The sequence below is a fragment of the Belnapia arida genome, assembly GCF_016773205.1.
GTDB classification, from domain to species: domain Bacteria; phylum Pseudomonadota; class Alphaproteobacteria; order Acetobacterales; family Acetobacteraceae; genus Belnapia; species Belnapia arida.
Map to the genome: position 1 here is coordinate 43630 of NZ_JAETWB010000008.1, position 25942 is coordinate 69571.

Sequence of the window (25942 nt, forward strand, 5' to 3'; positions counted from 1 at the left end):
TCCATGCAACTTCAAGATTCTAGGCTCCTCCGAGTCGCGGTCCTGCATGCGATCCCTGCGCAGCCACCAGAGCGAGCTTCTCGCCATCGTCCAGGCCATCGCCGCGGGCGAGGCCGGGGGGCTGCGCGACATCCTCGCCGCGGTCACGCCGGGCGGCGGCAAGTCGCTGCTGCCGGTGCTGGCCGCCAATGCGCTGATCGGCGCCGGCCTCTGCGAGCGCGTCTGCTGGGTGGTGCCGCGCGACAGCCTCCGCCTCCAGGCGGAGGAAGCCTTCGCCGACCCGGCCTGGCGCACCGCCCTCGGCCATGACCTGTCCGTCCGCGCCGCCGACAACAGCCCGGGCGACCCCTGCCGCGGCCTCGCCGGCTATGTCACCACCTACCAGGGCATCGCCGCCGCGCCCGACCTCCACCTCGCCGCCTTCCGGCGCCACCGCTACCTCCTCGTCGTCGACGAGGTCCACCACCTCCCCGCACTGGCCGAGGCCGATGCCGCCGGCGGCCGCGACAACGCCGCCGACGCGGCCGCCGCCTGGTCCGCCCCGATCGAGCCGCTGCTCTCCCTCGCTGGCGTGCGCCTGCTGCTCTCCGGCACGCTGGAGCGCGCCGATGGCCGCCGCATCCTCTGGCTGCCCTACCGCCGCGCCGCCGGGGGGAAACAGGAGGTGGACCTCGCCGCGCCCGGCTGGGCCGTGGTCGGCTACAGTCGCGCGCGCGCCTTGGCCGAACGCGCCGTCCTGCCCGTCTCCTTCGGCGCCCTCGACGGCGAGGCCGCCTGGCTCGGCCCGGAGCCGGAAGGCGGCGGCGAGCGCCCGCGCCTCGGCCCGCACCGCCTCCGCGCTCCCGCCCCGCATGAGGCGACGCGCCCCGCCCTCTTCACCGCGCTCCGCACCGGCTTCGCCGAGGGGCTGCTGCGCCGCGCCTTCCTGGCGACGCGCAGCCTCCGCGCCGAGCGCCGCAGCGCCCTCGGCGCCGCGCCGGGCGAGACGCCGCGCGGCCTTGGCAAGCTGCTGGTCGTCGCCCCGGACCAGCGCGAGGCGCGCCGCTACCTCGACCTGCTGCGCCACTGGGTGCCGCCGGGCCAGGGCGGCAGCGTGGCGCTCGCCGTCTCCGACGAGCCAGGCGCGCAGGAGACGCTCGCCGCCTTCCGCCTGACGCCGGAGCCCTCCATCCTCGTCACCGTCGCCATGGCCTATGAGGGCCTGGATGCGCCGGAGGTCGCCGTGGTCGCGGCGCTCACCCATATCCGCTCCCGCCCCTGGCTGGAGCAGATGGTCGCCCGCGCCACCCGCGTCGATCCGCGCGCCGGCCCCTACGAGTCCCAGCGCGCCCTGGTCTTCCACCCGGACGACCCGCTCTTCGCCCGCTTCCGCTGGCGGATGGAGCGCGAGCAGGGCACCCGCGCCAAGCCCGACCGCCGCCCGCCCCGCCAGCCGGCGCTGGCCCTGCCCGACTGGCTGGAGGACGAGCTGGCCGAGGCCCGCGAGCGCCAGGGCATCATCCCGCTCGAGAGCAATGCGCTGACCCTTCGCCTCAGCACGCTCCGCCCCGGCCCCGACCTCGCCGCCGGCCTCGCCGCCGCGCGCACCCCGGAGGAGGAACAGGGCGACCTCCTAACCCCCTCCCGCGCCGAGCGCCAGTTGCGCCACCAGCTCGGCGACCTGGTCGCGGCCCAGGCGGTGGAGGATTCGGCCGAGGGCCTGTCGGGCGCCATCCCGCGCGGCGCCAGCCTCTACCACGCTTACAATGCCGCCTTGAAACGCGTGCTCGGCAAAGGCCGCGGCGAGATGTCGGTGGAGGAGCTGGAAGCCGCCCGCGCCTGGCTCGGCCGCAACCGTCTGCGCGAGCATCTGCACCTGCTGGAGGGCGACCACCGCTTCGGCTGGGCCGCGCGCCAGCGCCGCGACTGGCGCCCGCCGGTCGGCCGCAGGGCGGCGCAGTGACCACCTTCTTCACCGCCGACACGCATTTCGGCCATGCCGGCGCCCGCGCCCTCTACCGCCGCCCCTTCGCCTCGGTCCCGGAGATGGACATGGCGATGGCCGAACGCTGGAACGAGGCCGTCTCCCCGGATGACGAGGTCTGGCATCTCGGCGACTTCGCCATCGGCCCGAAGCCCGAGGCGCTCGCCGCCCTGCTTGGCCGCCTGCACGGCCGCAAGCACCTCGTCACCGGCAACAACGACGGCCCGTCGACCCTCGCCCTGACGGGATGGGCCAGCATCCAGCCCTATGCGGAGCTTTCGCTCGAGGGCCACAACCTCGTCCTCTGCCACTATGCCTTCCGCACCTGGCGGAACATGAGCCGTGGCTGGCTGAACCTGCACGGCCACAGCCACGGCCGCCTCAAGCCCCTGCCGCGGCAGGCGGATGTCGGCGTCGACGCCTGGGACTTCCGCCCCGTCACCCTCGCTGGGATCCTCGAGGCTGCCCAGCGGAAGCCGGCCCGGCCGAAGTCCTGAACAAGGCCCCCGGCGGGACATTTGCGACAATCAGCGCGGTATTTGTGACTTGCATCACATCGCCCCGCGATGACCCGGGCTTACCTTCCCCGCCATCGGAACAGGCGGCGGGCAACAGGCCGGTCGCACCAATAACGGAGAAGACCCATGTCCGCCTTTCGCCGGGTGCTGATCGTCGAGGACGATGCCATGCTGCGCGCCACCCTGGCGGAACAGCTAGGCTATGGCTGCGAGTTCGTGGCCGACCAGGCGGAATGCCTCGCCGAGGCCGAATGCCGCCTCGCCGCCGACACGCATTACGACCTCGTCCTGCTCGATGTCGGCCTGCCCGACGGCGACGGCCGCGACTTCTGCGCCACCCTCCGCCGCGAGGGCCGCCGCATGCCGATCATGATGCTGACCGGTGCCGATGCGGAGTCCGATGTCATCCGCGGCCTCGATGCCGGCGCCAACGACTACATCGCCAAGCCCTTCCGCATCTCCGAGCTGATGGCCCGGATGCGCGCCCAGCTGCGCGTCTTCGACAACAGCGAGGATGCGGTCTTCCCGATCGGGGCCTACATCTTCCGCCCGAGCGCCCGCCTGCTGCTGGAGCCGAAGCGCAAGCGCAAGGTCCGCCTGACCGACAAGGAGACGGCGATCCTGAAATTCCTCTACCGCGCCGGCGGCCGCCCGGTGCCGCGCCAGATCCTGCTGAGCGAGGTCTGGGGCTACAACGCCGCCGTCGCCACCCACACGCTGGAGACGCATATCTACCGCCTGCGGCAGAAGATCGAGACCGACCCGGCGGACAACCGCCTCCTCGTCACCGAGAGCGGCGGCTACCGGCTGAACCCGGTCGCCACCTCCCGCATGATGGCCCGCCGCGCGGCATAGCCGTCACCGCCCGAGGCGGAGCCCGGCCCGCTCGACGATGCCGGTGAATTTCTGCCGCTCCGCCACCAGGAAGGCCCGGGTCGCCGCCGGCGTCCCCGGCCCGGCCGGATCGACGCCGGCCGCCGCCAGCCGCCCCGCCGCCACCGGGTCGGCCAGCACCGCCCCCGCCGCCGCCGCCAGCCGCGCCACCACCGGCTCCGGCAGGCCGCGCGGCCCGACCAGCACGTTCCAGGTCGTCACCTCGAAGCCCGGCAACCCGCTCTCGTCGAGCGTCGGGATGTCGGGGAAGAGCGGATGCCGCCCGAGCGAGCTCACCGCGAGCCCCCGCGACAGCCCGTCGCGCAGATGCGGCGCCACCGAGGCCAGCACCTCAAGCGAGTAATCCACCTCGCCCTTCGCCAGTGCCTCCATGACCGCCGAGCCGCCGCGATAGGGCACGTGCTCCGCCCGGAGCCCTCCGGCGCGAAGCTTGAGATATTCGCCGGTGAGATGGCCGATGCCGCCCGCCCCCGAGGTGGCCCAGGTCATCTGCCCCGGCTTCGCCCTGACGGCCTCCAGCAGCCCCCGAACGTCGCGGAAGGGCGAGGCGGCCGGCACCACCAGCACCATCGGCCCGCCGCCGATCAGCGCGATGGCGGTGAAGTCCTCCACCGGATCATAAGGCGTCTGCTCCGGCAGCGCCGCCGGGTTGGTGCCGAGCGCCGAGGCGCTGGCCAGCAGCAGCGTATGGCCATCGGCCGGCCGGTGCCGCACCCAGTCGGACCCGACCGAGCCCCCCGCCCCCGCCCGGTTCTCGACCACGATCCGCGCCGAGGGCCCGAGCTGCGGCGCCATCCGCTCCGCCATGATCCGCGCCGCGATATCGGTCGAGCCGCCGGCGAGGAAGGGCACGACCAGGCTGACCGGCCGCTCCGGCCAGGCCGCCCGCGCCCCGGCCGGCGGCAAGGCGAGGACCGGGGCGGACAGCAGCCATCGGCGTCGCAGATGCATCGCGCACATCCTCCCGTGCATGGCTGCCAGAAGGCCCCTGAATCACCGCGAGCGCAATTCGCGATGGGCCGGGCACCCAAGCGCCATCGGCGCGTTCACCGGTACGACATCCGATCCTTGGAGAGCCGACATGCGGTCCGACTCCCAGCCCAACGCCATTCTCGCCACTGCCGTCGCCCTGGCCGCCGGCGCCACCCTGCTCTTCGGCGCCGGCCGCCCGCAGGGCCAGCCGCAGCGTACCCGCCGCCCTGGCGCCCCCGCGCCCGCTGCCGCCACCCGCGCCGATGACCGGGGCCGCCTCGCCGCCCACCCGGCACAGATCCCCGCCCGCGGTTGGTGGGACATCCTGAAGCGCACCGTCGCGCAGATCTCCGAGGACCGCGTGCTGACCGAGGCCGCCGGCATCACCTTCTACACCCTGCTCGCGCTCTTCCCGGCGATCGGCGCGCTGATCTCCATCTACGGCCTCTTCGCCGACCCGGCGACCATCGGCGAGCATCTCCGCGCCGTCGCCATCATCGTCCCCGAAGGCGGCATGCAGATCATCGACGAGCAGGTGAAGCGCATCGTCTCCAAGGGCGGCACGAGCCTCGGCATCGGCGCGGTGATCGGCATCGCCACCTCGCTCTGGTCCTCGAACCAGGCGATGAAGGCGCTCGTCGACGCGCTGAACGTCGTCTACTCGGAGAAGGAGCGCCGCGGCTTCTTCCTTCGCAACGCGGTGACGCTGGCCTTCACCCTCTGCGGCATCCTCTTCATCCTGCTGGCGATGGCCGGCGTCGTCGTCCTGCCGATCGCGCTGCATTTCCTCGGCATCGAGGGGCCCATCGCCACGCTGCTCGGCTTCGGCCGCTGGCCGGTGCTGCTGGCGGCACTCGGCCTCTTCCTCGCCTTCGTCTACCGCTTCGGGCCGAGCCGCGACCGCGCGCAGTGGCGCTGGGTGAGCTGGGGCAGCGCCGTCGCCGCCATCGGCTTCGTCGCCTTCTCGCTCGGCTTTTCCTACTACGTCTCGAATTTCGGCAACTACAACGAGACCTATGGCTCGCTCGGCGCGGTGGTCGGCTTCATGACCTGGACCTGGCTTTCCTCCACCGTGGTCCTGGCCGGGGCGGAACTGGATGCCGAGATGGAACACCAGACCGAGCGCGACACCACCAGCGGCCCGGAGCGCCCGATGGGCACGCGTGGGGCGAAGATGGCCGACACGGTCGCCTGATGCCCTACCCCGCCGCGGTCAGCCAGCCGACGATCCGCCGCGCGAGCGGGATCGCCAGCAGCGCGGCGGGAAAGGCGAAGCACCAGGCAAGCACCCAGTTCACCAGCCACAGCAGGAGGAAGTCCGGCTGCGGGCCAAGGTTGACGAGGGTCAGCAGCGCCGAGACCACGCCGGCCATGAAGAAGGTCATGACCAGCGGGAAGAGCAGCGCCCCGTAGCGGGCCGGGATCACGCCGCCCGCTGGGCCGCGGCCACCGCCGGCGGCGCCGGCCCGCCCGCCATCCAGTCCAGCAGCTCGACCGTATGCACCACCGGCATCCGGTCGCCCGCCAGCTGCGTCAGGCAGCCGATATTCCCCGCCGCGATCAGGTCCGCCCCCGTCCGCTCGATGTTGCCGAGCTTCCGCGCCCGCAGCTGCCCCGCGATCTCCGGCTGCAGCAGGTTGTAGGTGCCCGCGCTGCCGCAGCAGATATGCGGCTCGGCCGGCTCCTTCACGGCGAAGCCCGCCCGCGTCAGCAGCTGCTTCGGCGCCGCCGTCACCCGCTGCCCGTGCTGCAGGGAGCAGGCCGCGTGATAGGCGACGGTCAGCCCCGGCGCCTCCCGGCTCGGCGCGTAGCCGAACTTCACCAGCGCCTCGGAGACATCCATCGCCAGCCCGGCCACCCGCGCCGCCGCCTCGGCCTCCGGCTCTGTCCGGAACATGAAGCCGTAATCCTTCACCGTCGTCCCGCAGCCCGAGGTGTTGATGACGATGCCGTCCAGCCCCTCGCCCTCGATCTCCCGGCTCCAGGTGGCGATGTTGGCCCGCGCCAGCCGCATCGCCGGGTCGTGCTGGCCCATGTGGTGGTCGAGCGCCCCGCAGCAGCCCTGCTCGCGGGTGATGACCACCTCGATCCCCATCCGCGTCAGCAGCCGGATCGTCGCCTCGTTGATGGAGGGCGCCAGCACCTGCTGTGCGCAGCCCGTCAGCAGCGCCACGCGCCCCCGCCGCTCGCCCTCCGCGCGATGCACCTGCGGCGCCTGCATCGGGCTCGGCGGCGGCAGCGCGCCGGGCGCCAGCCGCAGCATCGCCCGCATCCGCTGCGCCAGCACATGCGCGCCGGGGATCAGCCCCGCCAGCGGCCGCCCGAGCCGCGCCCCGGCAAGCGCCGCCCGGAACCGCTTCGGATAAGGCAGCACCCCGCTGAGCACCCGCCGCAGCGCCCGCTCGTGCCACGGCCGGTCATAGGTCTCCTCGATGTAGCGCCGCGCATGGTCGACCAGGTGCATGTAGTTCACGCCCGAGGGGCAGGTCGTCATGCAGGACAGGCAGGAGAGGCAGCGGTCGACATGCCGCACCACCTCTTCGGTCGCGGGCTTGCCCCCCTCCAGCATGTCCTTGATGAGGTAGATGCGCCCCCGCGGGCTGTCGAGCTCGTCGCCCAGCAGCAGGAAGGTCGGGCAGGTGGCGGTGCAGAAGCCGCAATGGACGCAGGTGCGGAGGATGCCGTTGCTCTCCCGCGTGTCGGGGTCCTGCAACTGCTCCGGCGAGAAATGGGTTTGCATGACACAGATATAGGCCGCCCCGTGCGCCCCCGAACAGGGCGAACGAACTCTGCCTCCGCCCCCTTATCTCTGCCCTGGCCGCCCCCGCGCCTCCGCCACCCCGTCGCGGATCAGCGCCTGCATCGCCTGCGCCAGGCAATCGTTGAGCTTGTCCGTCGCCGCCACCTTCTCGTGCCGTCCGGCCCGCTCGATATCGACGATGTCCGCCTCCGCCCAGGCCTGCATCAGGTCCCACCGCCGCAGCACCGGCACGCCATGCGCCGCCGCCGTCAGCCGCAGCGCATCCCGGTAGGCATCGACATTGGCATTGGCCCGGATGAAGCGGGAGAATTGCTGGTCCATCAGCACCGCATCCGCCCCCGCGGCGACGATCCGGCCGAGGCCCTCGTTCAGCTCCTCCACCATCTCGTCGAGGTCGAGGCCGCGCACCGCCTCCGCCGTCCCCGCCTGCCAGAGCACCAGGTTGAAGGGCTCCCGCGCCAGTTCGGCGGCGATCATCGCCCCGGTCTCCGCGGTGGTCAGGCCCCGCGCGCCCCGCGTCACCACCTCGAGCCTGATCTGCGGCACCCGCGCCCGGATCAGCGCCTCCAGCCGCGCCGGCCAGGCCGCGCTGGGCCCGCTCGTCCCCGGCCCCAGCACCGAGGCGCTGCCGACGACGAGGATGCGGAGGCTCCCCCCGGTCGCTGCCCTGGCCGTCGCCGGGAGGGCGGCATTGGCGGCCAGCAGATCCGGCGGCGCGTCGCAGGCCATGCCGCCGGCCCGCGCGGGAGGCGAGGCCAGAAGCAAGCCAAGCAGCAACAGGACACGGCCGGCGCCGAGGGTCATGTCACTGTCGTAGTAGACTCAACCGGCACCCGCAAGCCGACAGGCACCGGATTCGTTGCGTGCTGTGGCGAATCGCCCCGTTCCCGCATCCGGTACCAGGCGCCGACGACGCCGATCGAAACGAGCGATGCCAGCCCCGCCAGGTTCACCGCCAGCTGCATCGGCCAGCGGTCATCCATCTCCAGCGCCAGCCGGCCGAGGAAGGCGAGGAAGATGCCGGCGCAGAACACCGGCAGCCCGTGCTGCCCCATCAGCACGAAGGGCGTCGCCGCCCGGCTCCGCAGCCAATGCGCCCCCCGCGGCACCGCATGCCCGACCAGATAGGCCAGGGCGAGGACCGAGAGCAGCCGGAACGGGTGCAGCCCGGTCTTGTCGATGGTGGTCAGCAGGTCGGCCAGCGGCTGCGGCAGCGCCGCCAGCCACTGCTCGCCGTAATCCCCGAGCAGCACGATGCCGAGGCCGAGCACCAGCACCGCCACCGCCGCCCCGATCAGCAGCGGATGAAAGGGCACCGCCGGCGCCGGCCTCCGCCGCCGCGGCACATAGCCGAGCAACGCCCCGGTGAAGAACAGCAGCTGCCAGGCCAGCGGGTTGAAGAACCAGCCGCCCCCGGTCCAATTCGGCAGGTTGATGTCGAGCACCCGCACCCCGGCATAGGCCAGGCCGGAAAGCCCCAGCAGCAGCAGCGGCCGCCGCAGCAGCGGCAGCGCCGGCACCAGCATCAGCAGCAGCGCGATGTAGAGCGGCAGGATGTCGAGGAAGGCCGGCTGGAAGCGAAGTAACAAAGCCTGAAGCAACGCAAGATAGGGTTGTTCGCCGAATGCATCGAGGTGCATCTCGTCCAGGTAGGCCGAACTCTCCAGCGCCGCGGCGGAATAGCCGACCTGGGCGGTGAAAACGACGAAGAGGAAGATATGCGCGACGTAGAGGGTGCCGAGGCGCCGCAGCAGCGCCGCCGCCGCGAAGGCCCAGCCCCTGCGGTCCAGCACCGCCCCGTAGGCCAGCCCCGCCGCATAGCCGGCCAGCAGCACGAAGGCCTCCGTGGCGTCGCAGAGCGCGACGTTCCTGAGGGTCAGCCCGCCCAGCCAGTTGCCCGGGATGTGGTCGATCAGGATGAACCAGAGGGCGATGCCCCGGAAGACATCGGCCCGGAGGTCGCGGACCGGCTTGCCCGCCACCGGTTGCATGCCCCGGATGAGCCCCCGCATCGCCACCTCCGGGCCGACACATGGCTGCCCTGCGGCCAGGACGCAAGCCATGGCGTTTCGGCACTGGCGCGCCGCCCCCGCTTGCGGCAGCGTGGGGGGATGCGTGCCCTCCCCCCCGCCTTGCTGCTCGGCCTTGCCCTGCTGCTCACCGGCCCGGTTCCGCTCCGTGCGGAGGAGCCCTGCCCCTCCGCCCCGGCCCAGCGCCTTTCCCTCCCCGCCACCCGTGCCGCGCTCGGCCAGGGCCGGCCGGTGACGGTCATTGCCTTCGGCTCCTCCTCCACCGAGGGCTCCGGTGCCACCGGCCAGGACCGGACCTACCCCGCCCGGCTCGAGGCCGGGCTTCACGCCGCCCTGCCCGAGGCCCGGCTCACCGTGCTGAACCGCGGCCGCGGCGGCGAGGACGTCACGGAGATGATGGCCCGACTGGAGGCGGACGTGATCCAGGCCCGCCCCACCCTCGTCATCTGGCAGGCCGGCGCCAACGCGGTGCTGCGCGGCATGGCGCCCGAGGCCTTCACCGCCCTGCTGGAGGACGGCATCGAGCGCCTCCGCGCCCTCGGCGTCGACGTGGTGCTGATGGACAGCCAGCGTGCCCCCCGCATTCTCGCCAGCCCGAATTTCGAGCGCTTCGACCGCGCGATCCGCGACACCGCCGCGCGCCTGCACGTCCCGCTCTTCTCCCGTGCCGCGCTGATGGAGGCCTGGGCCGCGGCCGGCACGCCGAGTGCCGAGATGATCGGCCCCGACGGTCTACACCACAACGACCATGGCTACGACTGCCTGGCCCAGGCCCTCACCCATGCCATGGTGGACGCCACAGGCCCCCGCCGCATCGCCGGCCGCTGAGGCCGGGTTTCCCTTGCCCCCGGCGCCTCGCCGAGGCTATAGGAATATTGTCAAATTCCGGCAGGTGCCTCGGCTTCTCCGAACCCGGGCCAGAAGCACCCTCAATGCTTTAAATCCTCAAACCCCACCCAGAAGCCGAGGCAACTCAACGCCCTGGTCCTGCCGGCCCTCAACCGGTTGAGGGTTTGAAGGCCGCCGGCCTCCCTCGCCCCAGAGGCACCATGGCCCCGTCGCGGCATGATGCGCCTCGACCTCTGCCGCCAGCGCGTTCAAGTCGGGCATGAGCGCGCCCACCTGCCGCCGGGCCTGGTTGTTGAACACAGGGTGGGTGCCGCTCATCCCGCCTTCCCCTGGCGGCATCGCCGAAGCCGTCGGGATTACCGCATCCCCGGCGAGGTGGCGTCGAAGGCCACGTCCTTGCCATGGACGGCATCGAGCGCCGTCGCCACCCCGCAACACGTTCCCTACCCGGCGTACATCCTCCCCGGGCTGAGGATGCCCCTCGGGTCCATCACCGCACGGATGCGCCCGCGGATCGCGGCCAGCACCGGCGCCTCCTCCGGCAGCACCGGCACGGCCGCGCGCAGCGGCTCCGGCGCGCGGAACAGGGTGAAGCTGCCACCCGCCGCCCCCGCCGCCGCCATGACCTGCCGATGCGCCTCCGCCGTCGCCGGCCCCGCCAGCCAGACGAGGCCGCCGCCCCAGTCGAGTAGCGCCCGCGGCAGCCCCGCCGCCGCGACCACGCCCGGCCCCGCGCTTGGCTGGACGGAGACGCGCCACACCGCATCCTCGGCCGTGGCGCCGAGCGGCTCCGCCTCGCGGATGCCGCGCCACAGCTCGCGGCTCTCCGCATCCTCGATCAGCGCGGCATCGCCGAACCGCCCCAGCGCCTCGCGCAGCCGCCCGAGCCGGTAGGCGACGGACTCGGCGAACTCCTCGATCCGCAGCAGGGCGCGCGGCGCCTCGCCCGCCAGCAGCGCCGCGCCGCTCACCCCATAGGAGCTGCCGAGCCCGGCCGAGAGCGCCCGCACCCCCGTCTCCAGGTCCGGCACGGCGATGGCGAGCGTCCCGCTCCGCTCGGCCGCCGGCAGCACCTTCAGTGTCACCTCGGTGATGACGCCAAGCGTGCCATGCGCCCCGGTCAGCAGCTTGCAGAGGTCGAGGCCGGTGACGTTCTTCAGCACCCGCCCGCCATTGCGGAACACCTCGCCGAGCCCGTTCACCGCGCGGATACCCATGACATGGTCGCGCATGGCGCCGGCGGTGATGCGGCGCGGCCCGGAGAGGTTGGTGGCGACGAGGCCGCCCAGCGTCGGCGGCTCGCCCGTGCCGAACAGGGCGCCGAGGCCCGGCGGCTCGGCGATCACCTGCTGCCCCCGCTCGGCCAGCGCCGCCTCGATCTCCGGCAGCGGCGTGCCCGCCCGGGCGGAGAGGATCAGCTCCTGCGGCCGGTAGAGGGTGATGCCGGAAAGGTTGCGCAGCGAGAGGGTCCGCGCCGCCTGCACCGGCCGCAGCATCGCCCGCTTGGTGCCGCGCCCCTCGACCGCCAGCGGCTCGTCCGCCGCCGCCGCCTCGGCAACCGCCGCCGCAACCCCCGCCTCATCGGCCGGCGCGATGAGCGAGGTCATGCCGCCTGCCGCAGCACCGGGTTGCCGGCGAGCGGAAAGACCTTGGCCGGGTTCAGCAGCCATTGCGGGTCGAAGGCCGATTTCAGCGCGCGCATCTGGTCCAGCTCGAAGGGGGTGAACTGCACCGGCATCAGGTCCCGCTTCTCGACGCCGACGCCATGCTCGCCGGTGAGGCAGCCGCCGACCTCGACGCAAAGCTTCAGGATGTCGGCGCCGAAGGCTTCGGCGCGGCGGAAGCTCTCGGCATCATTGGCGTCGAACATGATGAGCGGGTGCAGGTTGCCGTCGCCGGCATGGAAGACATTGGCGACCTGCAACCCGTACTCCGCGCTCATCTCGCCGATGCGGCGCAGCACATGCGGCAGCTCGCCGGTCGGGATGGTGCCGTCCATGCAGAGATAGTCGGGCGAGATGCGGCCGACCGCGCCGAAGGCGCCCTTCCGCCCCTTCCAGATCGCCAGGCTCTCCTCCACCGTCTGCGCGACCTTGAGGCTGATCGGATCGAAGCGGGAGCAGATCTCCTTCAGCTTGCCGAGCAGCATGTCCTGCTCCTCGACGCTGCCCTCGACCTCGATGATGAGCATGGCCTCGGCGTCCAGCGGGTAGCCGGCATGGGCGAAGGCCTCGCAGGCATGGATGCAGGGCCGATCCATGAACTCGAGCGCGACGGGGATGATGCCGCTGCCGATGATCGCATCGACCGCCGCCCCCGCGATCTCGGTGCCCTTGAAGGCGGCGAGCATCGCCCGCTGCCCCTCCGGCGCGTGGAGGATGCGCACCGTCACCTCCGTCACGACGGCGAGCTGCCCTTCGGAACCGGTGAGCAGCCCGAGCCAGTCATACCCCGCCGCGTCGAGGTGCCGCCCGCCGATATCGACGATCTCGCCCTCGACGGTGACGATCTTGAGGCCGAGCAGGTTGTTGGCGGTGACGCCGTATTTCAGGCAATGCGCCCCGCCCGAGTTCATCCCGACATTGCCGCCGATCATGCAGGCGAGCTGCGAGGAAGGGTCGGGCGCGTAGAAGAAGCCATCGGCCGCGATATGGTTGGTGATGCCGAGATTGGTGACGCCCGCCTCCACCACGGCCAGGCGGTTGGCGTAATCGACCTCGATGATCCGGTTCATCCGCATCAGCCCCAGCACGACGGAATCGGCCAGCGGCAGCGCCCCGCCCGAGAGGCTCGTACCCGCCCCGCGCGGCACCACGCGGACGCCGTTGCGGTGGCAGAAGGCGAGGATCGCCGCCACCTCCTCCGTCGTCCGCGGCAGGGCGACGGCCAGCGGCGGCTGCCGATAGGCCGAGAGCCCGTCCGTCTCGTAGGGCTTCACGCGGGCCGGCTCGGTGATGACGCCGTCGCCGGGCAGCAGGGCGCGCAGCCCGGCCAGCAGCTCCTCGCGGCGGGCCATGACATCGGGCTTCGGGGCGGGCAGGTCGATCATGGCGCGCGGTCCTCCGTTCCGTTGAAAATGGGCAGGTGGGGCGCGTGGGGCAAGCGCCGGGCTTGCTCCGGCAGGGTCGCGGCGTCACTCTCCGCCGCCTTTTCCTCCCGGAGCCTCCCTTGTCCCTGCGCCGCGTCCTCCTGCTGGCCCTCGGCCTGCTCGCCATCGCCCCTGCCGCCTTCGCCCAGCTCCGCGAAGGCCGCTACGCGATCGAGGGACAGAACCCCGACGGCACTCCCTACGAGGGTGACTTCGAACTGCGCGAGGGGCCGAATGGCGCCTGGCTCGCCCGCTGGCTCGTCGGCAACGCGCAGATCATCGGCCTCGGCCTGATCCAGAGCGGGATGCTGGCCATCTCCTTCGTGGTGGACAACCGGCCGGGTGTTGCGATCTACGGCGTGGAGCCGGATGGCAGCCTGCGCGGCACCTGGACCACCGGCGGCGGACTGGGGACCGAGACGCTCAAGCCCCAATGACGCAGAAAAACCCGCCGCGGCGATGCCGGCGGCGGGTCCGAACCCCGGATGGACGGCCTGGGGCCGCTGCTTAGCCCTGGCGGGCCTTCAGGCGCGGGTTCTTCTTGTTCAGCACGTAGAGGCGGCCGCGGCGGCGCACCACCACGCAGTTCTTGTCGCGCGTCTTGGCGGTCTTGAGGCTGTTGCGGATCTTCATGACGCGGACTCACTGGCAAGGCGAAGGGGTTGCGGCGGGGGCTCGCACCACCGCCGGAGAGGGCGCGGGATAAGCGAAGCCCCTGCCTGAGTCAATCGCGACCGGCCTCCGCCGCCGCCTGGCGCAGGAAGCCGTCGCGGGTCTGCGGCAGCTTGCGGCCGAGAACCTGCTCCGCCACCTGGGTCCGCAGCACCTGCGCGGTGCCGCCGGCGATGGCGAACATCCGCGCATCCCGCACCATCCGTTCCAGCGGGTTCTCCCGGCTGTAGCCGGCGGCGCCCCAGAGCTGGAGGGCATTGTTGGTGACCTCGATGGCGGTATCGGCCGCCAGCACCTTGGCCTGGGCCGCCGCCAGCCGGTCCGGGAAGCCGGCCGGGCCGGCGCTGCGCGCGGCGCGCCAGATCAGGGCGCGCGCTGCCTCCAGCTTGATCGACATGTCGGCCAGCATCCAGCCGACGCCTTGGAACTCGGCGATCGGCCGGCCGAACTGGTGCCGCCGCCCGGCATAGTCGAGCGCCTGCCGGTAAGCCCCGGCGGCGATGCCGAGCGCGACCGTCGCGGCGCCGACGCGCTGGCCGTTATAGGCATCCATCAGGCGGCCGAAGCCGCGGGCGAAACCGCCCGGCGGGTGCAGCACCATTGCATCCGGCACGACCAGCCCTTCAAAGCGGATTTCCGCCTCCGGCATGCCCTTCAGCCCCATCGAGGGGATGCGGCGGTGGATGACGAGGCCGGGCGGGTCCCGCTCGCCCTCCCGCACCACGAGGAAGCCGCCGATGCCGAGGTCCCGCCCCTCCTCGAAGGCGCGGGCGAAGATGAGGTGCAGGCGGGAGACGCCACCGCCGGTGATCCAGTGCTTCACCCCGTCGATGACCCAGCCATCGCCGCGGCGGACGGCCCGCGTCGTCATCTCCGTCGCGGCGGAGCCGGCCTCGGGCTCGGTGATGCAGATGGCGGGCTTGTCGCCCCCGAGCACCAGCCCGGCGGCGAGGCGCCGCTGCTCCGGACTGCCATAGGCCATGACGGCGCCAAGCGCGCCCATGTTGCTCTCGACCGCGATGCGGCCGCAGACGGCGCAGGCGGCGGAGAGCTCCTCGATCACCAGGGCGGCGTCGAAGTAGGAGAGGCCCGGCCCGCCCCATTCGCGCGGGATGGTTAGGCCCATCAGCCCAGCCTCCTGCATGCGGCGGACCATGGGCCAGGGATACTGCTCGGTGCGGTCGGTCGCGGCGGCCTGGGCTGCGGCCTCCTGCGCCACCTCCCGCGCCCGGTCGCGGAGGCGTGCCTGCTCCGTGGTCAACCCGTCCATAGCGTTTGCTCCCCGGCCGTTGCCGACAGGGTTAAGCCGCCTGCAGCGCCGCCGCAATGGCAGGCGCGAGGCCACGGAATTCCGCCGCGCGCGGGCTGCTCGGGCGCCAGGCCAGGGCCAGGCTGCGGCTCGGCGGGGCGCCGCCCTCCTGCTCCAGCGGCCTGATCTCGACCGCGGCGCCGGCAAGCACGCCGCCCGCAACCGCGATTTGCGGCAGCAGGGTCACGCCGAGGCCACCGGCGACCATCTGCACCAATGTATGCAGCGAGGTGGCGGCGATGCCGTCCTCGGCCGGCAGCACCCCGCGCGGCAGGCCGCAGGCGTCGAGCGCATGGTCGCGCAGGCAATGCCCGTCCTCCAGCAGCAACAGCCGCTCGGCGCCCAGCGCCGCGACCGGCACCCGCTCCTTCGCCGCCAGCCGATGGCCAGTGGGGAGCGCCGCGAGGAAAGGGTCGGCCGCAATCGGCAGCGTCTCGGCTTCGCCGCAGGCGCAGGGCAGGGCGACCAATAGCAGGTCGAGTCGCCCGGATTCGAGTTGGGCGACCAAGCGCTCCGTCTGGTCCTCCCGCAGCCAGAGGCGGAGGCGCGGGAAGGCCTGGCGCAGGGCCGGCATCAGCCGCGGCAGCAGGAAGGGGCCGATGGTCGGGATGACACCGAAGCGGAGCGGGCCGGAGAGCGGGTCCCGCGCCGCCGCCGCCGTCTCCGCGACCGCCTCCAGCGCCGAGAGTGCGGTGCGGGCACGGCCGACCACCTCGAGCCCGAGCGGGGTGAAGACCGGGCGCTTCGCCGGGCCGCGTTCCAGCAGATGGGCGTCGAGCTGGCGTTCGAGGGCGATGATGCCGGCCGAAAGGGTCGATTGCGTCACCGCGCAGGCGGTGGCCGCGCGACCGAAATGGCCATGATCGGCAAGCGCCAGCAGGTAGCGGAGCTGCTGCGGGCTGGGCAGGGAAAGCATGCAGAGGACTTGGCTTGTTTGATCGAGCTCGTCAATCGTAATGCCAAAAACTATTCATTGGACCGATTTGCTGCATTGCGTCATAAGCGGCAGCGAGCCAAGGGAGCCTGTCCCGTTGGTTCCGTTTATGACCCTGACCATAACCTGAGGGGATATCCCGCATGCTGACCGTCGGCGACAAGTTCCCGTCCTTCGCCCTCACCGCCGTCAAGGCCGGCCCCGAGGGCCTCGCCGGCCCCGGCAAGTCCTTCACCGAGATCACCTCCCAGTCCGATGCCGGCAAGTGGAAGGTCGTCTTCTTTTGGCCGAAGGACTTCACCTTCATCTGCCCGACCGAGATCGCGGCTTTCGGCAAGCTCGCCGGCGAATTCGCCGACCGTGACACCGTGGTCTACGGCGCCTCGACCGACAGCGAGTTCGTCCACCTGAACTGGCGCGTCTACAACGAGGACATCAAGAACCTCGAGATCCCGATGCTGGCCGACGTCAAGCGCGAGCTCTCCGAGGCCCTCGGCATCCTCCACAAGGAGGAGGGCGTGGCGCTTCGCGCGACCTTCATCGTCGATCCGGACGGCACCATCCAGTGGGCCTCGGTGAACGGCCTCAACGTGGGCCGCAACCCGCAGGAAGTGCTGCGCGTGCTCGACGCGTTGCAGACCGACGAGCTCTGCCCCTGCAACTGGAACAAGGGCCAGGAAGCCCTCGACGCCCAGAAGCTGTTCGAGAAGGCCGCCTGATCTGGCCGAGGGGGGCGTTCAGCCCCCCTCACCCCACCTCCCGCTTGGGAGAGGGTCGGCCGAACGGACCTGCTGCGGTCCGCTCCGCTCACCCTTCATACAAAAACCTCGGAAGGAGCCAAGCCATGTCGCTGGAAGCCCTGCGCAACCGCCTGCCCGACTACGCCAAGGACCAGAAGCTCAACCTCGGCAGCCTCTCGACCGAGCCGGTGCTCACCGAGCAGCAGCGCGCCGGCACCTTCGTCGTCTCGGCGCTGGCCTCCCGCAACCCGGACGTCATCCGCGACATCCTCGCCGAGTTCGGCCCGAAGCTGAGCCCGGATGCGTTGACCGCCGCCAAGGCCGCAGCCTCGATCATGGGGATGAACAACATCTACTACCGCTTCACCCACCTGGTCGTCGGCGACTACAACACCATGCCGGCCAAGCTGCGGATGAACGTCATGGCGAAGCCGGGCGTCGAGAAGGTGGATTTCGAGCTCTGGTCGCTCGCCGTCTCCGCCATCAACGGCTGCGGCATGTGCATGGAAGCACATGAGAAGACGCTGCTGACGCATGGCGTCTCGAAGGAGGCCATCCAGGCCGCCGTCCGCATCGCCGCCGTGGTACATGCGACGGCCGCGACCCTCGATGGCGAGGCCGCTCTCGCGGCCTGATTCACCGCGCTTTAACCAGACTGGCCCATCCTCGGAACTGGAACCGAGGATGGGGAGCGCCCTGAGTGAGTCCTGACGGCGTCGATACCATCGCTTTTGTCGCCCCCCTCAAGGCGGCGGATCGGGAGCTTTTTCTGACCTTCGCCCTGGCTGCGGCGGAGTTGCTGGTGGAGGTGACGCCGGAAGGCCGCATCGGCTTCGCCGCCGGCGCCTTCCAGAGCCGCCTCGGCCAGCCGCCTGAGGCCTGGATCGGGCAGCCGGTGCGGCAACTGGTGGCGCTGGCCGACCGTGCCACCTTCGACGCCCATTTCAGCCTGCTTCTCGCCAGGGACCGGATGGCGCCGACCGGCTTCCGGCTGAACGATGCCACGGGCACGCCGGTCTCGATCGGCGGGCTGCGGCGGTCGCGGCAGGACTGCCACAGCTTCTGCATCAGCATCGCCCCTACGCCGCAATGGGCGGCCCGGCCGGCGCTGGCCGATGCGGCGGAATTCCGCCACAGCCTGGAAACGGACGGGGCCGCGGGCCAGCTCGGCCTGATCGAGATCACCGCGGCGAGGCCCGAGGCCGCGGCGGTGATCGACGAGCACCTGACAGGCGCCTTGCCGCCCAGCAGCCGCGCCGGCGCGCTCGGCCCCGGCCGCTACGGCGTGATCGGCCAGGGGGTGGACCCCGGCGCGGTCGGGCGGCAACTGGAGGGCCTGTTGCAGGAGGCCGGGCATGCCGCATCGGTCAACGCCACCAGCCTGCCGCTGGAGGCGCCCGGGCTTACGCCGATGCAGGCGACGCGGGCGCTGCGCTACGCCCTCTCCGCCTTCAACCGCGGCGGCGTGGCGGCGGTGGTGGAGGCGGGATTCGACAAGGGGCTGAACGGCTTCGTGGCCCATGCCTATACCCGCGCGGCGGGGCTGCGCCAGGCCATTGCCGACAGCCGCTTCCGCCTTGCCTTCCAGCCGATCGCCTCGCTCTCGACCGGGCAGACGCATCACTACGAGGCGCTGATGCGGCCGGAGCCGGGCGGCGAGGCACCGCAGGACCCCCAGCAATTCGTGCTGCTGGCCGAGGCGCTCGGGCTGTCGGCGGAGCTCGACTGGGCGGTGCTGCGCAGCGTTTGCGCCGCCGCGCGTCTTGCCCGCAACACCCGGATCGCCGCCAACATCTCCGGCCTGTCGCTGCAGAGCCCGAGCTTCCGCGGCGCCCTGCTCGCCCTGCTCGATACCGAGCCCTTGCTGGTCGACCGGTTGATGCTGGAGATCACCGAGAGCGCGGAAATCGAGAACGAGACGGAGGCCGGCCGCAGCGTCGCCGCGCTCCGCACGCGCGGCCTGCCGCTCTGCATCGACGACTTCGGCGCGGGCGCCGCGACCTTCCGCTACCTGCGGCTGCTGCGGGTCGATTACGTGAAGATCGACGGTGCCTATGTCCGCCACGCCAGGCGCAGCGAGAAGGACCGCGCCATCATCGCCTCCATGGTCGACCTGGCGCATGGGCTCGGCACCCAGGTGGTCGCCGAGCATATCGAGACGGAGGAGGAGGCCGGGCTGATGCGGACGCTCGGCGTGGAACTCGGCCAGGGCTGGCTGTACGGCCGGCCCGGGCCGTTGCCGGGGCGGGGCTAGGCCCCCGCCCCATTCAGGCGACGCGGTGCGGCGGCTCGGTGCCCTTGAGCAAGACGGCGTCCAGGTTCTCGAGGGCGCGATTGCCCATGGCATCCCGCACCTCGATCGTGGCGCTGCCGAGATGCGGCAGCAGGGCGACGTTCTCGAGCGCCAGGTAGCCGGGGTTCACCTTCGGCTCGCCGTCATAGACGTCGAGGCCGGCGGCGCGGACATGGCCCGATTTCAGCGCGGCAATCAGCGACTCGTCGTGGACGGAGACGCCGCGGCCGCTGTTCACGACGAGGCTGCCCTTCTTCATCTTGGCGATGCGCTCGGCGTTCAGCCAATGGCGGTTGGCATCGCCGCCCGGCACATGCATCGAGATGATGTCGATGGCGCCGAGGAAGCTGTCCTCGTTGTCGTGATAGATGGCGCCCTGCTCCACCTCGGGCGGCAGCTTCTGGATATCGCGATAGTGGATCTCCATGCGGAAGCCACGGGCCATCGCCGCCAGTTCCCGCCCGATCCGGCCGAAGCCGAGGATGCCGAGCTTCTTGCCCTCCAGCGTCACGCCGAGGAGCTGGGTCGGGGCCCAGCCCTTCCATTGTCCGGCGCGGACCATGCGCTCGCCCTCGCCGGCGCGGCGGGCGGCCATCAGCATCAGGGTGAAGGCGGTCTCGGCGGTGGCGAAGCTCAGCACCTCGGGGGTGTTGACGACGACGATGCCGCGGGCCTTGGCGGCAGCGATGTCGATATGGTCGAAGCCGACGCTGAAGGTGGCGATGACCTTCACGCTCTCGGGCAGTGCCTCGATGCAGGCGGTGCCCAAAGCGTCGCCGGCGGCGCCGAAGATGCCGGCGGCGCCGACCTCCCGCGCCCGGCGGGCGATCTCGGCCCCGTCGGTCGCCCACATCTCGTCCTGCGGGTTCAGCCGGGCGTCGTAGTCGCGGGAGGCACGGGCCTCGATCGCCTCGGGCAGCTTGCGGGTCACCAGCAGGATGGGCTTCGGCATGGGGGACGTCTCCTCGGTTGGGCCTGTCTTACCACCCGGACGGCGTCTTGCCAGCCAGGGCGGCCAAAGGCAGGGTCGCGCCATTCGGATAAGGGAGCGGGACGGATGGATCTCGGATTGAAGGGCCGTCGCGCCCTGGTCATGGGCGGCACCAAGGGGCTCGGCCGGTCGATTGCCGATGCGCTGGCGGCCGAGGGCACGGCGCTGGTCATCAGCGGCCGCGACCAGGCGCGGCTCGACGAGGCAGCGGCGGCGCTGAAGGCGGCCGGTGCCCCCTCCGCCAGCGGCATCGTCGCCGATGTCGCCAGTTCGGCCGATATGGACCGGCTGGCGGATGGCGCGATCGCCGCCATGGGGGGCGTGGATATCCTGGTGCTGAACCATGGCGGCCCGCCGCCCTGCACCGCCTCGCAGATCACCGAGGAGGCGCTGTTCGAGTGGTTCCAGCACATCGTCGTCTCGCCGATCCGCATCGCCAACCGGCTGATCCCGGCGATGCGGGAGCGGGGCTGGGGCCGCGTCATCGTGGTCGGCAGCACCGGCATGCAGCATCCGATCCCGACGCTGGCGCTGTCCAACACGCTGCGCGCCTCGATCTGGGGCTGGTTGAAGACGCTCTCGGGCGAGGTGGCGCCGGATGGGGTGACGATGAATGTCCTCGCCCCGGGCACCATCCAGACCGACCGCGTGACCCAGACCAGCACGGCGCGCGCCAAGCAGAAGAACATCAGCCTGGAAGAGGCGCTGGCCGAGGCCGCCGCCGAGATCCCGGCCGGGCGGCTCGGCCTGCCGGCCGATTACGGGCCGATGGGCGCCTTCCTCGCCAGCGAGCGGGGGGCCTACATCACCGGCAGCATGATCCGGGTGGATGGCGGCCGCGTGCGGGGCATGGTCTGAGATGAGGCGAAGCGGCGCGGGACTTGCATTCCGCGTCGCATGAAGGAGTGGACGGATGCTGCCGAACCTGACCCCGGATGTGGAACTCGCCCACCGGCTTTTCGCCGAATTGCGGGCGCGGAGCTTCGACGGGGTCGGCGTCACCCGTGAGGCCTATGGGCCGGGCGAGCGGATGGCGCATGCGCTGGTCAAGGAAGCGGCAGGGGCGATCGGACTGGAGACCAAACCTGACCCGGTGGGCAATCTCTACCTCACCCTGCCGGGAGCCGACCGGGGGGCGAAGCAGGTCATTCTCGGCAGCCATCTGGACAGCGTGCCGCAGGGCGGCAACTACGACGGCGCGGCGGGGGTGCTGGCCGGGCTCGCCGCGGTCGCCGGCATGAAGCGGGCCGGCTTCACCCCCGCGCGGGACATCACCGTCATGGTGACCCGGGCCGAGGAGGCGGGCGCCTGGTTCCCGACCAGCTATCCCGGCAGCCGCGGCGCGCTCGGGATGCTGGCGGCGTCCGAGCTCGCCGTAAAGCGGATGGACAACGGCAGGGCGCTCGCCGACCACATGCGGGAGGAGGGCTTCGACCCCGGCTTCGTCGAGCGTGGCGAGCGCGTGCTGGGGCCGGACAACGTCGCCGCCTATCTCGAGGTGCATATCGAGCAGGGGCCGGTGCTGGATGCCGAGGAGGTCCCGGTCGGCATCGTCACAGGCATCCCCGGCAGCCGCCGGCTGCGGGCGGCCCGCGTGCTCGGCGAGTACAACCATTCGGGCGGCACGCCGCGGAAGTACAGGCGCGATGCCGCCATCGCGCTCGCCGAGCTGGCGGTCGCCCTCGACGAGGCCTGGTGCCGGCTGGATGCGGAGGGGCGCCCCATGGTTTGCACCTTCTGCACGCTGGCGACGACGGCCGAGGCAGGCTTCACCAAGATCGCCGGCGAGGCGAGCTTCATGCTCGACGTGCGCAGCGTCGACCTGCGCAACTGCGACCGGCTCTTCGAGGTGCTCTACGATAAGGTGGCCGAGATCGAGGCGCGGCGCGGCGTGCGCTTCGAACTCGGCGCCGAGGGCGGCAGCAAGCCGGCGCTGATGGATGCGGGCGTGCAGGAGGGGCTGCGGCGCGCGGCAGGCGCCCTCGGCATCCCGGCCAAGGTGATGGCCTCGGGCGGCGGGCATGATGCCGGCGCCTTCGCCAATGCCGGCATCCCGTCGGGGATGCTCTTCGTCCGCAACCAGAACGGCAGCCACAATCCGCATGAGGCCATGCGGATGGAGGATTTCGAGAAGGCGTGTGCGGTGACGCAGCGCTTCGCAGCGGAGTATGGCTCTTGAGTGCAAAGCTGGCCGTCGACATCGGCGGCACCTTCACCGACCTCGCCGTCGAGACCGAGGAGGGCCGCTGGACCGCCAAGGTGCTGACCACCCCGGCGGCGCCGGAGCGCGGCGTGCTGGAGGGCGTGCGGGTCGTGCTTGAGAAGGCGGCGCTCAACCCCGCCGACATCGCCCTCGTCATCCACGGCACGACGCTCGCCACCAATGCCGTCATCGAGCGCAAGGGCGCGAAGACGGCGCTGCTGACGACGGAGGGCTTCCGCGACGTCCTCGCGCTCGGCAACGAGAGCCGCTACGACCAGTACGACCTGAACATCGAGCTGCCGCAGCCGCTGGTGCCGCGGCGCTGGCGCCTGCCCGTGGCCGAGCGGCTGGACAATACCGGCAAGGTGCTGGTGCCGCTGGATGCCGCCGCCGTCGAACGGCATGTCGCCTTCATGCGGGAGGAGGGCATCGAGGCGGTCGCCATCGGCTTCCTCCACGGCTTCGTCAACCCGGTGCATGAGCAGCAGGCGGCCGGGATCGTCCGGCGGCTCTGGCCGGAGGTGCGGGTCTCGCTCTCCTCCGAGGTCTCGCCGGAGATGCGGGAGTGGGAGCGCTTCTCCACCACCGTCGCCAATGCCTATGTGCAGCCGCTGATGGCGAGCTACCTGCACCGGCTGGAGGTCGGGCTGCGCGAGGCGGGGCTCGCCTGCCCGCTCTTCATGATGCTCTCGGGCGGCGGGCTCACCTCGCTCGAGACGGCGGCGCGCTTCCCGATCCGGCTGGTGGAGAGCGGCCCGGCGGGCGGCGCCATTTTCTCCGCCCATGTGGCGCGGCAGCGCGGGCTGACCGAGGTGCTCTCCTTCGACATGGGCGGCACCACGGCCAAGGTCTGCCTGATCGATGCCTACCAGCCCCAGGCCAGCCGCACCTTCGAGGTGGCGCGCGTCGGACGGTTCAAGAAGGGATCCGGCCTGCCGCTGCGCATCCCGGTGATCGAGATGGTGGAGATCGGCGCCGGCGGCGGCTCCATCGCGGCCGTCGACAGCATGGGGCGCATCACCGTCGGGCCGGAGAGCGCGGGGGCCGATCCGGGCCCGGCCTGCTACGGCCGCGGCGGGTCGAAGCCGGCGGTGACGGATGCCAACCTCACCCTCGGGCGCTACGACCCGCTGCTGTTCGCCGGCGGCAACCTGCGCCTGCATCCGGAGCCGGCGCGGGATGCGCTGGCGGCGGCGGTCGGCGGGCGGCTCGGGCTGTCGGCCGAGATGGCGGCGCTCGGCGTGATCGAGATGGTCGACGAGAACATGTCGAACGCCGCGCGCGTGCATGCGATCGAGAGCGGCAAGGGCTTCGGCGGGCGGACCATCATCGCCTTCGGCGGCGGCGGGCCGGTGCATGGCTACCGCGTCGCCGAGAAGATCGGGGTGAAGCGGCTGCTGGTTCCGAGCGGTGCGGGTGTCGGCAGCGCCATCGGCTTCCTCCGCGCGCCTGTCGCCTATGAGGTGGTGAAGAGTCTCTACCAGCGCTTCGCCACATTCGATGTGGCGGCGGTGAACGCGCTGCTGGCCTCCATGTCCGCCGAGGCCGCGCGGGTGGTGGCGGAGGGCAGCTTCGGCGCGCCCACCACCGAAGGCCGCATTGCCTATATGCGCTATGTCGGCCAGGGGCATGAGATCGCGGTGACGTTGCCAGCGCGCGACCTGACGCCAGCCGATGTGCCGGAGATCCGCTCGCTCTACGATGCTGAGTACTCCCGCTTCTACGACCGGCCGGTGCCGGGCAGCGATGTGGAGATCATGAGCTTCGCCGTCACCGTGGCGACGCTGTCCGAACCGGTGGAACCGGCGGCGGAAGTGATGGATGCGCCCGCACCCGCGCCCATCCGACACCAGGCGGTGCGCGACACGGCGACCGGTGAGGTGGAGGATTGGGCGGTCTATGACCGCGAGGCCATGGCGCCGGGGGCCACGGTGCGAGGCCCTTGCATCGTGGCGGAGGCGGAGACGAGCACGCTGGTCGGGCGTGGGTGGACCTGCCGGATGGATGGGCTCGGCTATCTCGACCTGGTGCAGGAGGCGTGACCGTGAAAGAGACCGGGGCACTTGCGACGATCCAGCGCCAGATCCAGTGGAACCGCCTCATCGCGGTGGTCGAGGAACAGGCACAGACCATGATCCGCACCGCCTTCAGCACCACGGTGCGCGAGGCGGGCGACCTGTCGGCCGGCATCTTCGACCTCCAGGGCCGCATGCTGGCCCAGGCGGTGACGGGGACGCCGGGCCACGTCAACTCGATGATGGAGTCGGTCGGGCATTTCCTGGCGAAATTCCCCGCCCGTGCGATGCAGCCGGGCGACCACTACATCACCAACGACCCCTGGCTCGGCACCGGGCACCTGCATGACCTCACCGTGGTCACGCCGGCCTTCCGCAACGGCAGGATCGTCGGCCTCTTCGCCAACACGGCGCATATCATCGATATCGGCGGGCTCGGCATGGGGCCGGAGGGGCGGAGCGTCTTCGAGGAAGGGCTCTACATCCCTATCGTGAAGTGCTTCGACCGGGGGCGGCCGAACGAGACCTTCTTCGACTTCCTCCGCGCCGGCAGCCGCACGCCGGTGGAGCTGGAGGGCGATGTCTACTCCCTCTGCGCCTGCAACGACGCTGGCGCCAAGCGGCTCGTCGAGATGATGGACGAGTTCGGCATGGAGAGCATCGACCCGCTCGCCGAGTACATCTTCGAGAGCTCGCTGCATGCGACGCTGGAGGAGATCAGGAAGCTCCCCCGTGGCACCTATGGTGGGCAGATCAAGTCGGACGGCTATGAGTTCGAGGTCACGCTCCAGGCGGCGATGACGATCGGGGAGGACCGGATCACCGTCGACTATGCCGGCACCTCCGGCCTTTCGACGCGCGGGATCAACGTGCCGCCGGCCTATTGCCGGGCCTATTCCTGCTTCGGGATCAAATGCGTCGTGGCGCCGGAGATCCCGAACAACTGGGCCTCGCTCAGCCCCTTCCACATGGTCATCCCCGAGGGCTGCATCCTGAATGCGCCGCGGCCCTATCCGGTCTCGGTCCGGCATGTCGTCGGGCAGCTGCTGCCGGACCTGATGATGGGCTGCCTGCATCAGGCGGTGCCGGAGCGGGTGAATGCGGAGGGCTCCTCGGCGCTTTGGAATCCGCCGCTGCGGGGTGGATCGCAGGTCTCCGGCCAGAATGCCGAGACCGAGGATTTCGAGATCATCACCTTCAACTCCGGCGGCACGGGCGCGCGGCCGACCAAGGACGGGCTGGACGGCATCGCCTTCCCCTCCGGCGTCCGGACCATGCCGGTCGAGGCGACGGAGAATGTCGCGCCGGTGATCTTCTGGCGGAAGGAGCTGCGGCCGGATTCGGCCGGCGCCGGACGGACGCGGGGCGGCTTCGGCCAGATCATGGAGATCGGTGCCAAGGGCGATGCCGAATTCGCGGTTAACGCCATCTTCGACCGCGTCGCCAACCCGCCGAAGGGGCGCGAGGGCGGCGGCGAGGGCGCGGGCGGCTGGGTCGGGCTGAACGATGCCAATGGCACGCCACTGCGCACCAAGGGGTTCCAGGTGATCCCCAAGGGGCGGCGGCTGCTGCTGAAGCTGCCGGGCGGCGGCGGCATGGGCGACCCGAAGGCGCGCGACCCGGCACTGGTGCGGCGCGACGTGGCGGATGGGCTCATCACCCGCCAGGCGGCGCGGGAGATCTACGGCGTCGAGGTCTGACGCCGTCGTC

The 25942-nt window shown here is 71.6% G+C and carries 24 protein-coding genes; 13 read left to right on the top strand and 11 right to left on the bottom strand.

The window, feature by feature from the left end:
- The first annotated feature begins 46 nt into the window (after positions 1–46).
- The 3 genes from JMJ56_RS17035 (at position 47) to JMJ56_RS17045 (ending at position 3336) form a co-directional block, all read left to right on the top strand.
- On the top strand, positions 47–1942 hold the full coding sequence (locus JMJ56_RS17035) for a DEAD/DEAH box helicase (protein WP_202832975.1): 1896 nt from the start codon (positions 47–49) through the stop codon (positions 1940–1942).
- The gene (locus JMJ56_RS17040) at positions 1939–2460 is read left to right on the top strand and encodes a metallophosphoesterase family protein (RefSeq protein ID WP_202832976.1); all 522 of its coding nucleotides are present in this window, start codon (positions 1939–1941) and stop codon (positions 2458–2460) included. The genes JMJ56_RS17035 and JMJ56_RS17040 overlap by 4 nt, the downstream gene beginning before the upstream one ends.
- Positions 2461–2607: 147 nt before the next feature.
- Positions 2608–3336 (top strand): response regulator transcription factor, encoded by a 729-nt coding sequence (locus JMJ56_RS17045; protein ID WP_043361736.1) that lies wholly within the window; start codon positions 2608–2610, stop codon positions 3334–3336.
- 3 nt (positions 3337–3339) lie between these two features.
- Here JMJ56_RS17045 and JMJ56_RS17050 read toward each other — a convergent pair whose 3' ends face one another.
- Positions 3340–4326, bottom strand: coding sequence for a Bug family tripartite tricarboxylate transporter substrate binding protein (locus JMJ56_RS17050; RefSeq protein WP_202832977.1), 987 nt, complete (start codon positions 4324–4326; stop codon positions 3340–3342).
- Positions 4327–4456: 130 nt separating this feature from the next.
- Here JMJ56_RS17050 and JMJ56_RS17055 point away from each other — a divergent pair, with 130 nt between their 5' ends.
- Positions 4457–5542, top strand: a complete 1086-nt coding sequence (locus JMJ56_RS17055; protein WP_202832978.1) for a YihY/virulence factor BrkB family protein — start codon at positions 4457–4459, stop codon at positions 5540–5542.
- A 4-nt stretch (positions 5543–5546) separates the two neighbouring features.
- On the opposite strand, the gene JMJ56_RS17060 is transcribed toward JMJ56_RS17055, so the two are convergent.
- From JMJ56_RS17060 to JMJ56_RS17075, 4 genes are all read right to left on the bottom strand, one after another.
- On the bottom strand, positions 5547–5774 hold the full coding sequence (locus JMJ56_RS17060; RefSeq protein WP_202832979.1) for a DUF2798 domain-containing protein: 228 nt from the start codon (positions 5772–5774) through the stop codon (positions 5547–5549).
- Positions 5771–7087, bottom strand: coding sequence for a glycolate oxidase subunit GlcF (glcF, locus tag JMJ56_RS17065; RefSeq protein WP_202832980.1), 1317 nt, complete (start codon positions 7085–7087; stop codon positions 5771–5773). The genes JMJ56_RS17060 and glcF overlap by 4 nt, the downstream gene beginning before the upstream one ends.
- A 63-nt stretch (positions 7088–7150) precedes the next feature.
- On the bottom strand, positions 7151–7912 hold the full coding sequence (locus JMJ56_RS17070) for an SGNH/GDSL hydrolase family protein (RefSeq protein WP_202832981.1): 762 nt from the start codon (positions 7910–7912) through the stop codon (positions 7151–7153).
- A complete protein-coding gene (locus JMJ56_RS17075; RefSeq protein ID WP_202832982.1) occupies positions 7909–9120 on the bottom strand; it encodes an OpgC family protein in 1212 nt (403 codons plus the stop codon). The genes JMJ56_RS17070 and JMJ56_RS17075 overlap by 4 nt, the downstream gene beginning before the upstream one ends.
- Before the next feature lie 99 nt (positions 9121–9219).
- Here JMJ56_RS17075 and JMJ56_RS17080 point away from each other — a divergent pair, with 99 nt between their 5' ends.
- The gene (locus JMJ56_RS17080; protein WP_202832983.1) at positions 9220–9966 is read left to right on the top strand and encodes an SGNH/GDSL hydrolase family protein; all 747 of its coding nucleotides are present in this window, start codon (positions 9220–9222) and stop codon (positions 9964–9966) included.
- Positions 9967–10430: 464 nt separating this feature from the next.
- Here the strand turns inward: JMJ56_RS17080 and JMJ56_RS34880 are convergent, their stop codons facing one another.
- Together JMJ56_RS34880 and JMJ56_RS17090 are read right to left on the bottom strand one after the other, a co-directional pair.
- Complete coding sequence (locus JMJ56_RS34880) at positions 10431–11594, bottom strand: FAD-binding protein (RefSeq protein WP_202832984.1); 1164 nt, start codon at positions 11592–11594, stop codon at positions 10431–10433.
- Positions 11591–13036 (bottom strand): FAD-linked oxidase C-terminal domain-containing protein, encoded by a 1446-nt coding sequence (locus JMJ56_RS17090; protein ID WP_202832985.1) that lies wholly within the window; start codon positions 13034–13036, stop codon positions 11591–11593. The genes JMJ56_RS34880 and JMJ56_RS17090 overlap by 4 nt, the downstream gene beginning before the upstream one ends.
- 119 nt (positions 13037–13155) lie before the next feature.
- Here JMJ56_RS17090 and JMJ56_RS17095 point away from each other — a divergent pair, with 119 nt between their 5' ends.
- Positions 13156–13512 carry a hypothetical protein gene (locus JMJ56_RS17095; RefSeq protein WP_202832986.1) on the top strand — a complete coding sequence of 119 codons (357 nt, stop codon included), beginning with the start codon at positions 13156–13158 and terminating at the stop codon, positions 13510–13512.
- Between the two features lie 70 nt (positions 13513–13582).
- Here the strand turns inward: JMJ56_RS17095 and ykgO are convergent, their stop codons facing one another.
- The 3 genes from ykgO to JMJ56_RS17110 form a co-directional block, all read right to left on the bottom strand.
- Entirely contained in the window at positions 13583–13708 is a 126-nt protein-coding gene (gene ykgO / locus JMJ56_RS17100) for a type B 50S ribosomal protein L36 (RefSeq protein WP_043337704.1), read from the bottom strand.
- A gap of 91 nt (positions 13709–13799) precedes the next feature.
- The gene (gene acdA / locus JMJ56_RS17105) at positions 13800–15017 is read right to left on the bottom strand and encodes a 3-sulfinopropanoyl-CoA desulfinase (RefSeq protein ID WP_202832987.1); all 1218 of its coding nucleotides are present in this window, start codon (positions 15015–15017) and stop codon (positions 13800–13802) included.
- A 31-nt stretch (positions 15018–15048) separates the two neighbouring features.
- On the bottom strand, positions 15049–15972 hold the full coding sequence (locus JMJ56_RS17110) for a hydrogen peroxide-inducible genes activator (protein ID WP_202832988.1): 924 nt from the start codon (positions 15970–15972) through the stop codon (positions 15049–15051).
- A 161-nt stretch (positions 15973–16133) separates the two neighbouring features.
- Between JMJ56_RS17110 and JMJ56_RS17115 the strand changes: the two genes are divergently transcribed.
- The 3 genes from JMJ56_RS17115 to JMJ56_RS35300 all read left to right on the top strand — a co-directional run bounded on the left by JMJ56_RS17115 (position 16134) and on the right by JMJ56_RS35300 (position 18984).
- On the top strand, positions 16134–16709 hold the full coding sequence (locus tag JMJ56_RS17115) for a peroxiredoxin (protein ID WP_202832989.1): 576 nt from the start codon (positions 16134–16136) through the stop codon (positions 16707–16709).
- Positions 16710–16834: 125 nt separating this feature from the next.
- A complete protein-coding gene (locus tag JMJ56_RS17120) occupies positions 16835–17365 on the top strand; it encodes a carboxymuconolactone decarboxylase family protein (RefSeq protein ID WP_202832990.1) in 531 nt (176 codons plus the stop codon).
- 65 nt (positions 17366–17430) lie between these two features.
- The gene (locus JMJ56_RS35300; protein WP_202832991.1) at positions 17431–18984 is read left to right on the top strand and encodes an EAL domain-containing protein; all 1554 of its coding nucleotides are present in this window, start codon (positions 17431–17433) and stop codon (positions 18982–18984) included.
- A gap of 13 nt (positions 18985–18997) precedes the next feature.
- On the opposite strand, the gene JMJ56_RS17130 is transcribed toward JMJ56_RS35300, so the two are convergent.
- Entirely contained in the window at positions 18998–19975 is a 978-nt protein-coding gene (locus JMJ56_RS17130; RefSeq protein ID WP_202832992.1) for a 2-hydroxyacid dehydrogenase, read from the bottom strand.
- A gap of 105 nt (positions 19976–20080) precedes the next feature.
- Here JMJ56_RS17130 and JMJ56_RS17135 point away from each other — a divergent pair, with 105 nt between their 5' ends.
- The 4 genes from JMJ56_RS17135 to JMJ56_RS17150 are packed head-to-tail and all read left to right on the top strand — an operon-like array spanning position 20081 to position 25932.
- A complete protein-coding gene (locus JMJ56_RS17135; RefSeq protein WP_202832993.1) occupies positions 20081–20872 on the top strand; it encodes an SDR family oxidoreductase in 792 nt (263 codons plus the stop codon).
- A gap of 55 nt (positions 20873–20927) precedes the next feature.
- Complete coding sequence (locus JMJ56_RS17140; protein ID WP_202832994.1) at positions 20928–22193, top strand: hydantoinase/carbamoylase family amidase; 1266 nt, start codon at positions 20928–20930, stop codon at positions 22191–22193.
- Complete coding sequence (locus tag JMJ56_RS17145; protein WP_202832995.1) at positions 22190–24259, top strand: hydantoinase/oxoprolinase family protein; 2070 nt, start codon at positions 22190–22192, stop codon at positions 24257–24259. Before JMJ56_RS17140 ends, JMJ56_RS17145 begins: the two co-directional genes overlap by 4 nt.
- Positions 24260–24261: 2 nt before the next feature.
- On the top strand, positions 24262–25932 hold the full coding sequence (locus JMJ56_RS17150) for a hydantoinase B/oxoprolinase family protein (protein WP_202832996.1): 1671 nt from the start codon (positions 24262–24264) through the stop codon (positions 25930–25932).
- The last annotated feature ends 10 nt before the right edge of the window (positions 25933–25942 follow it).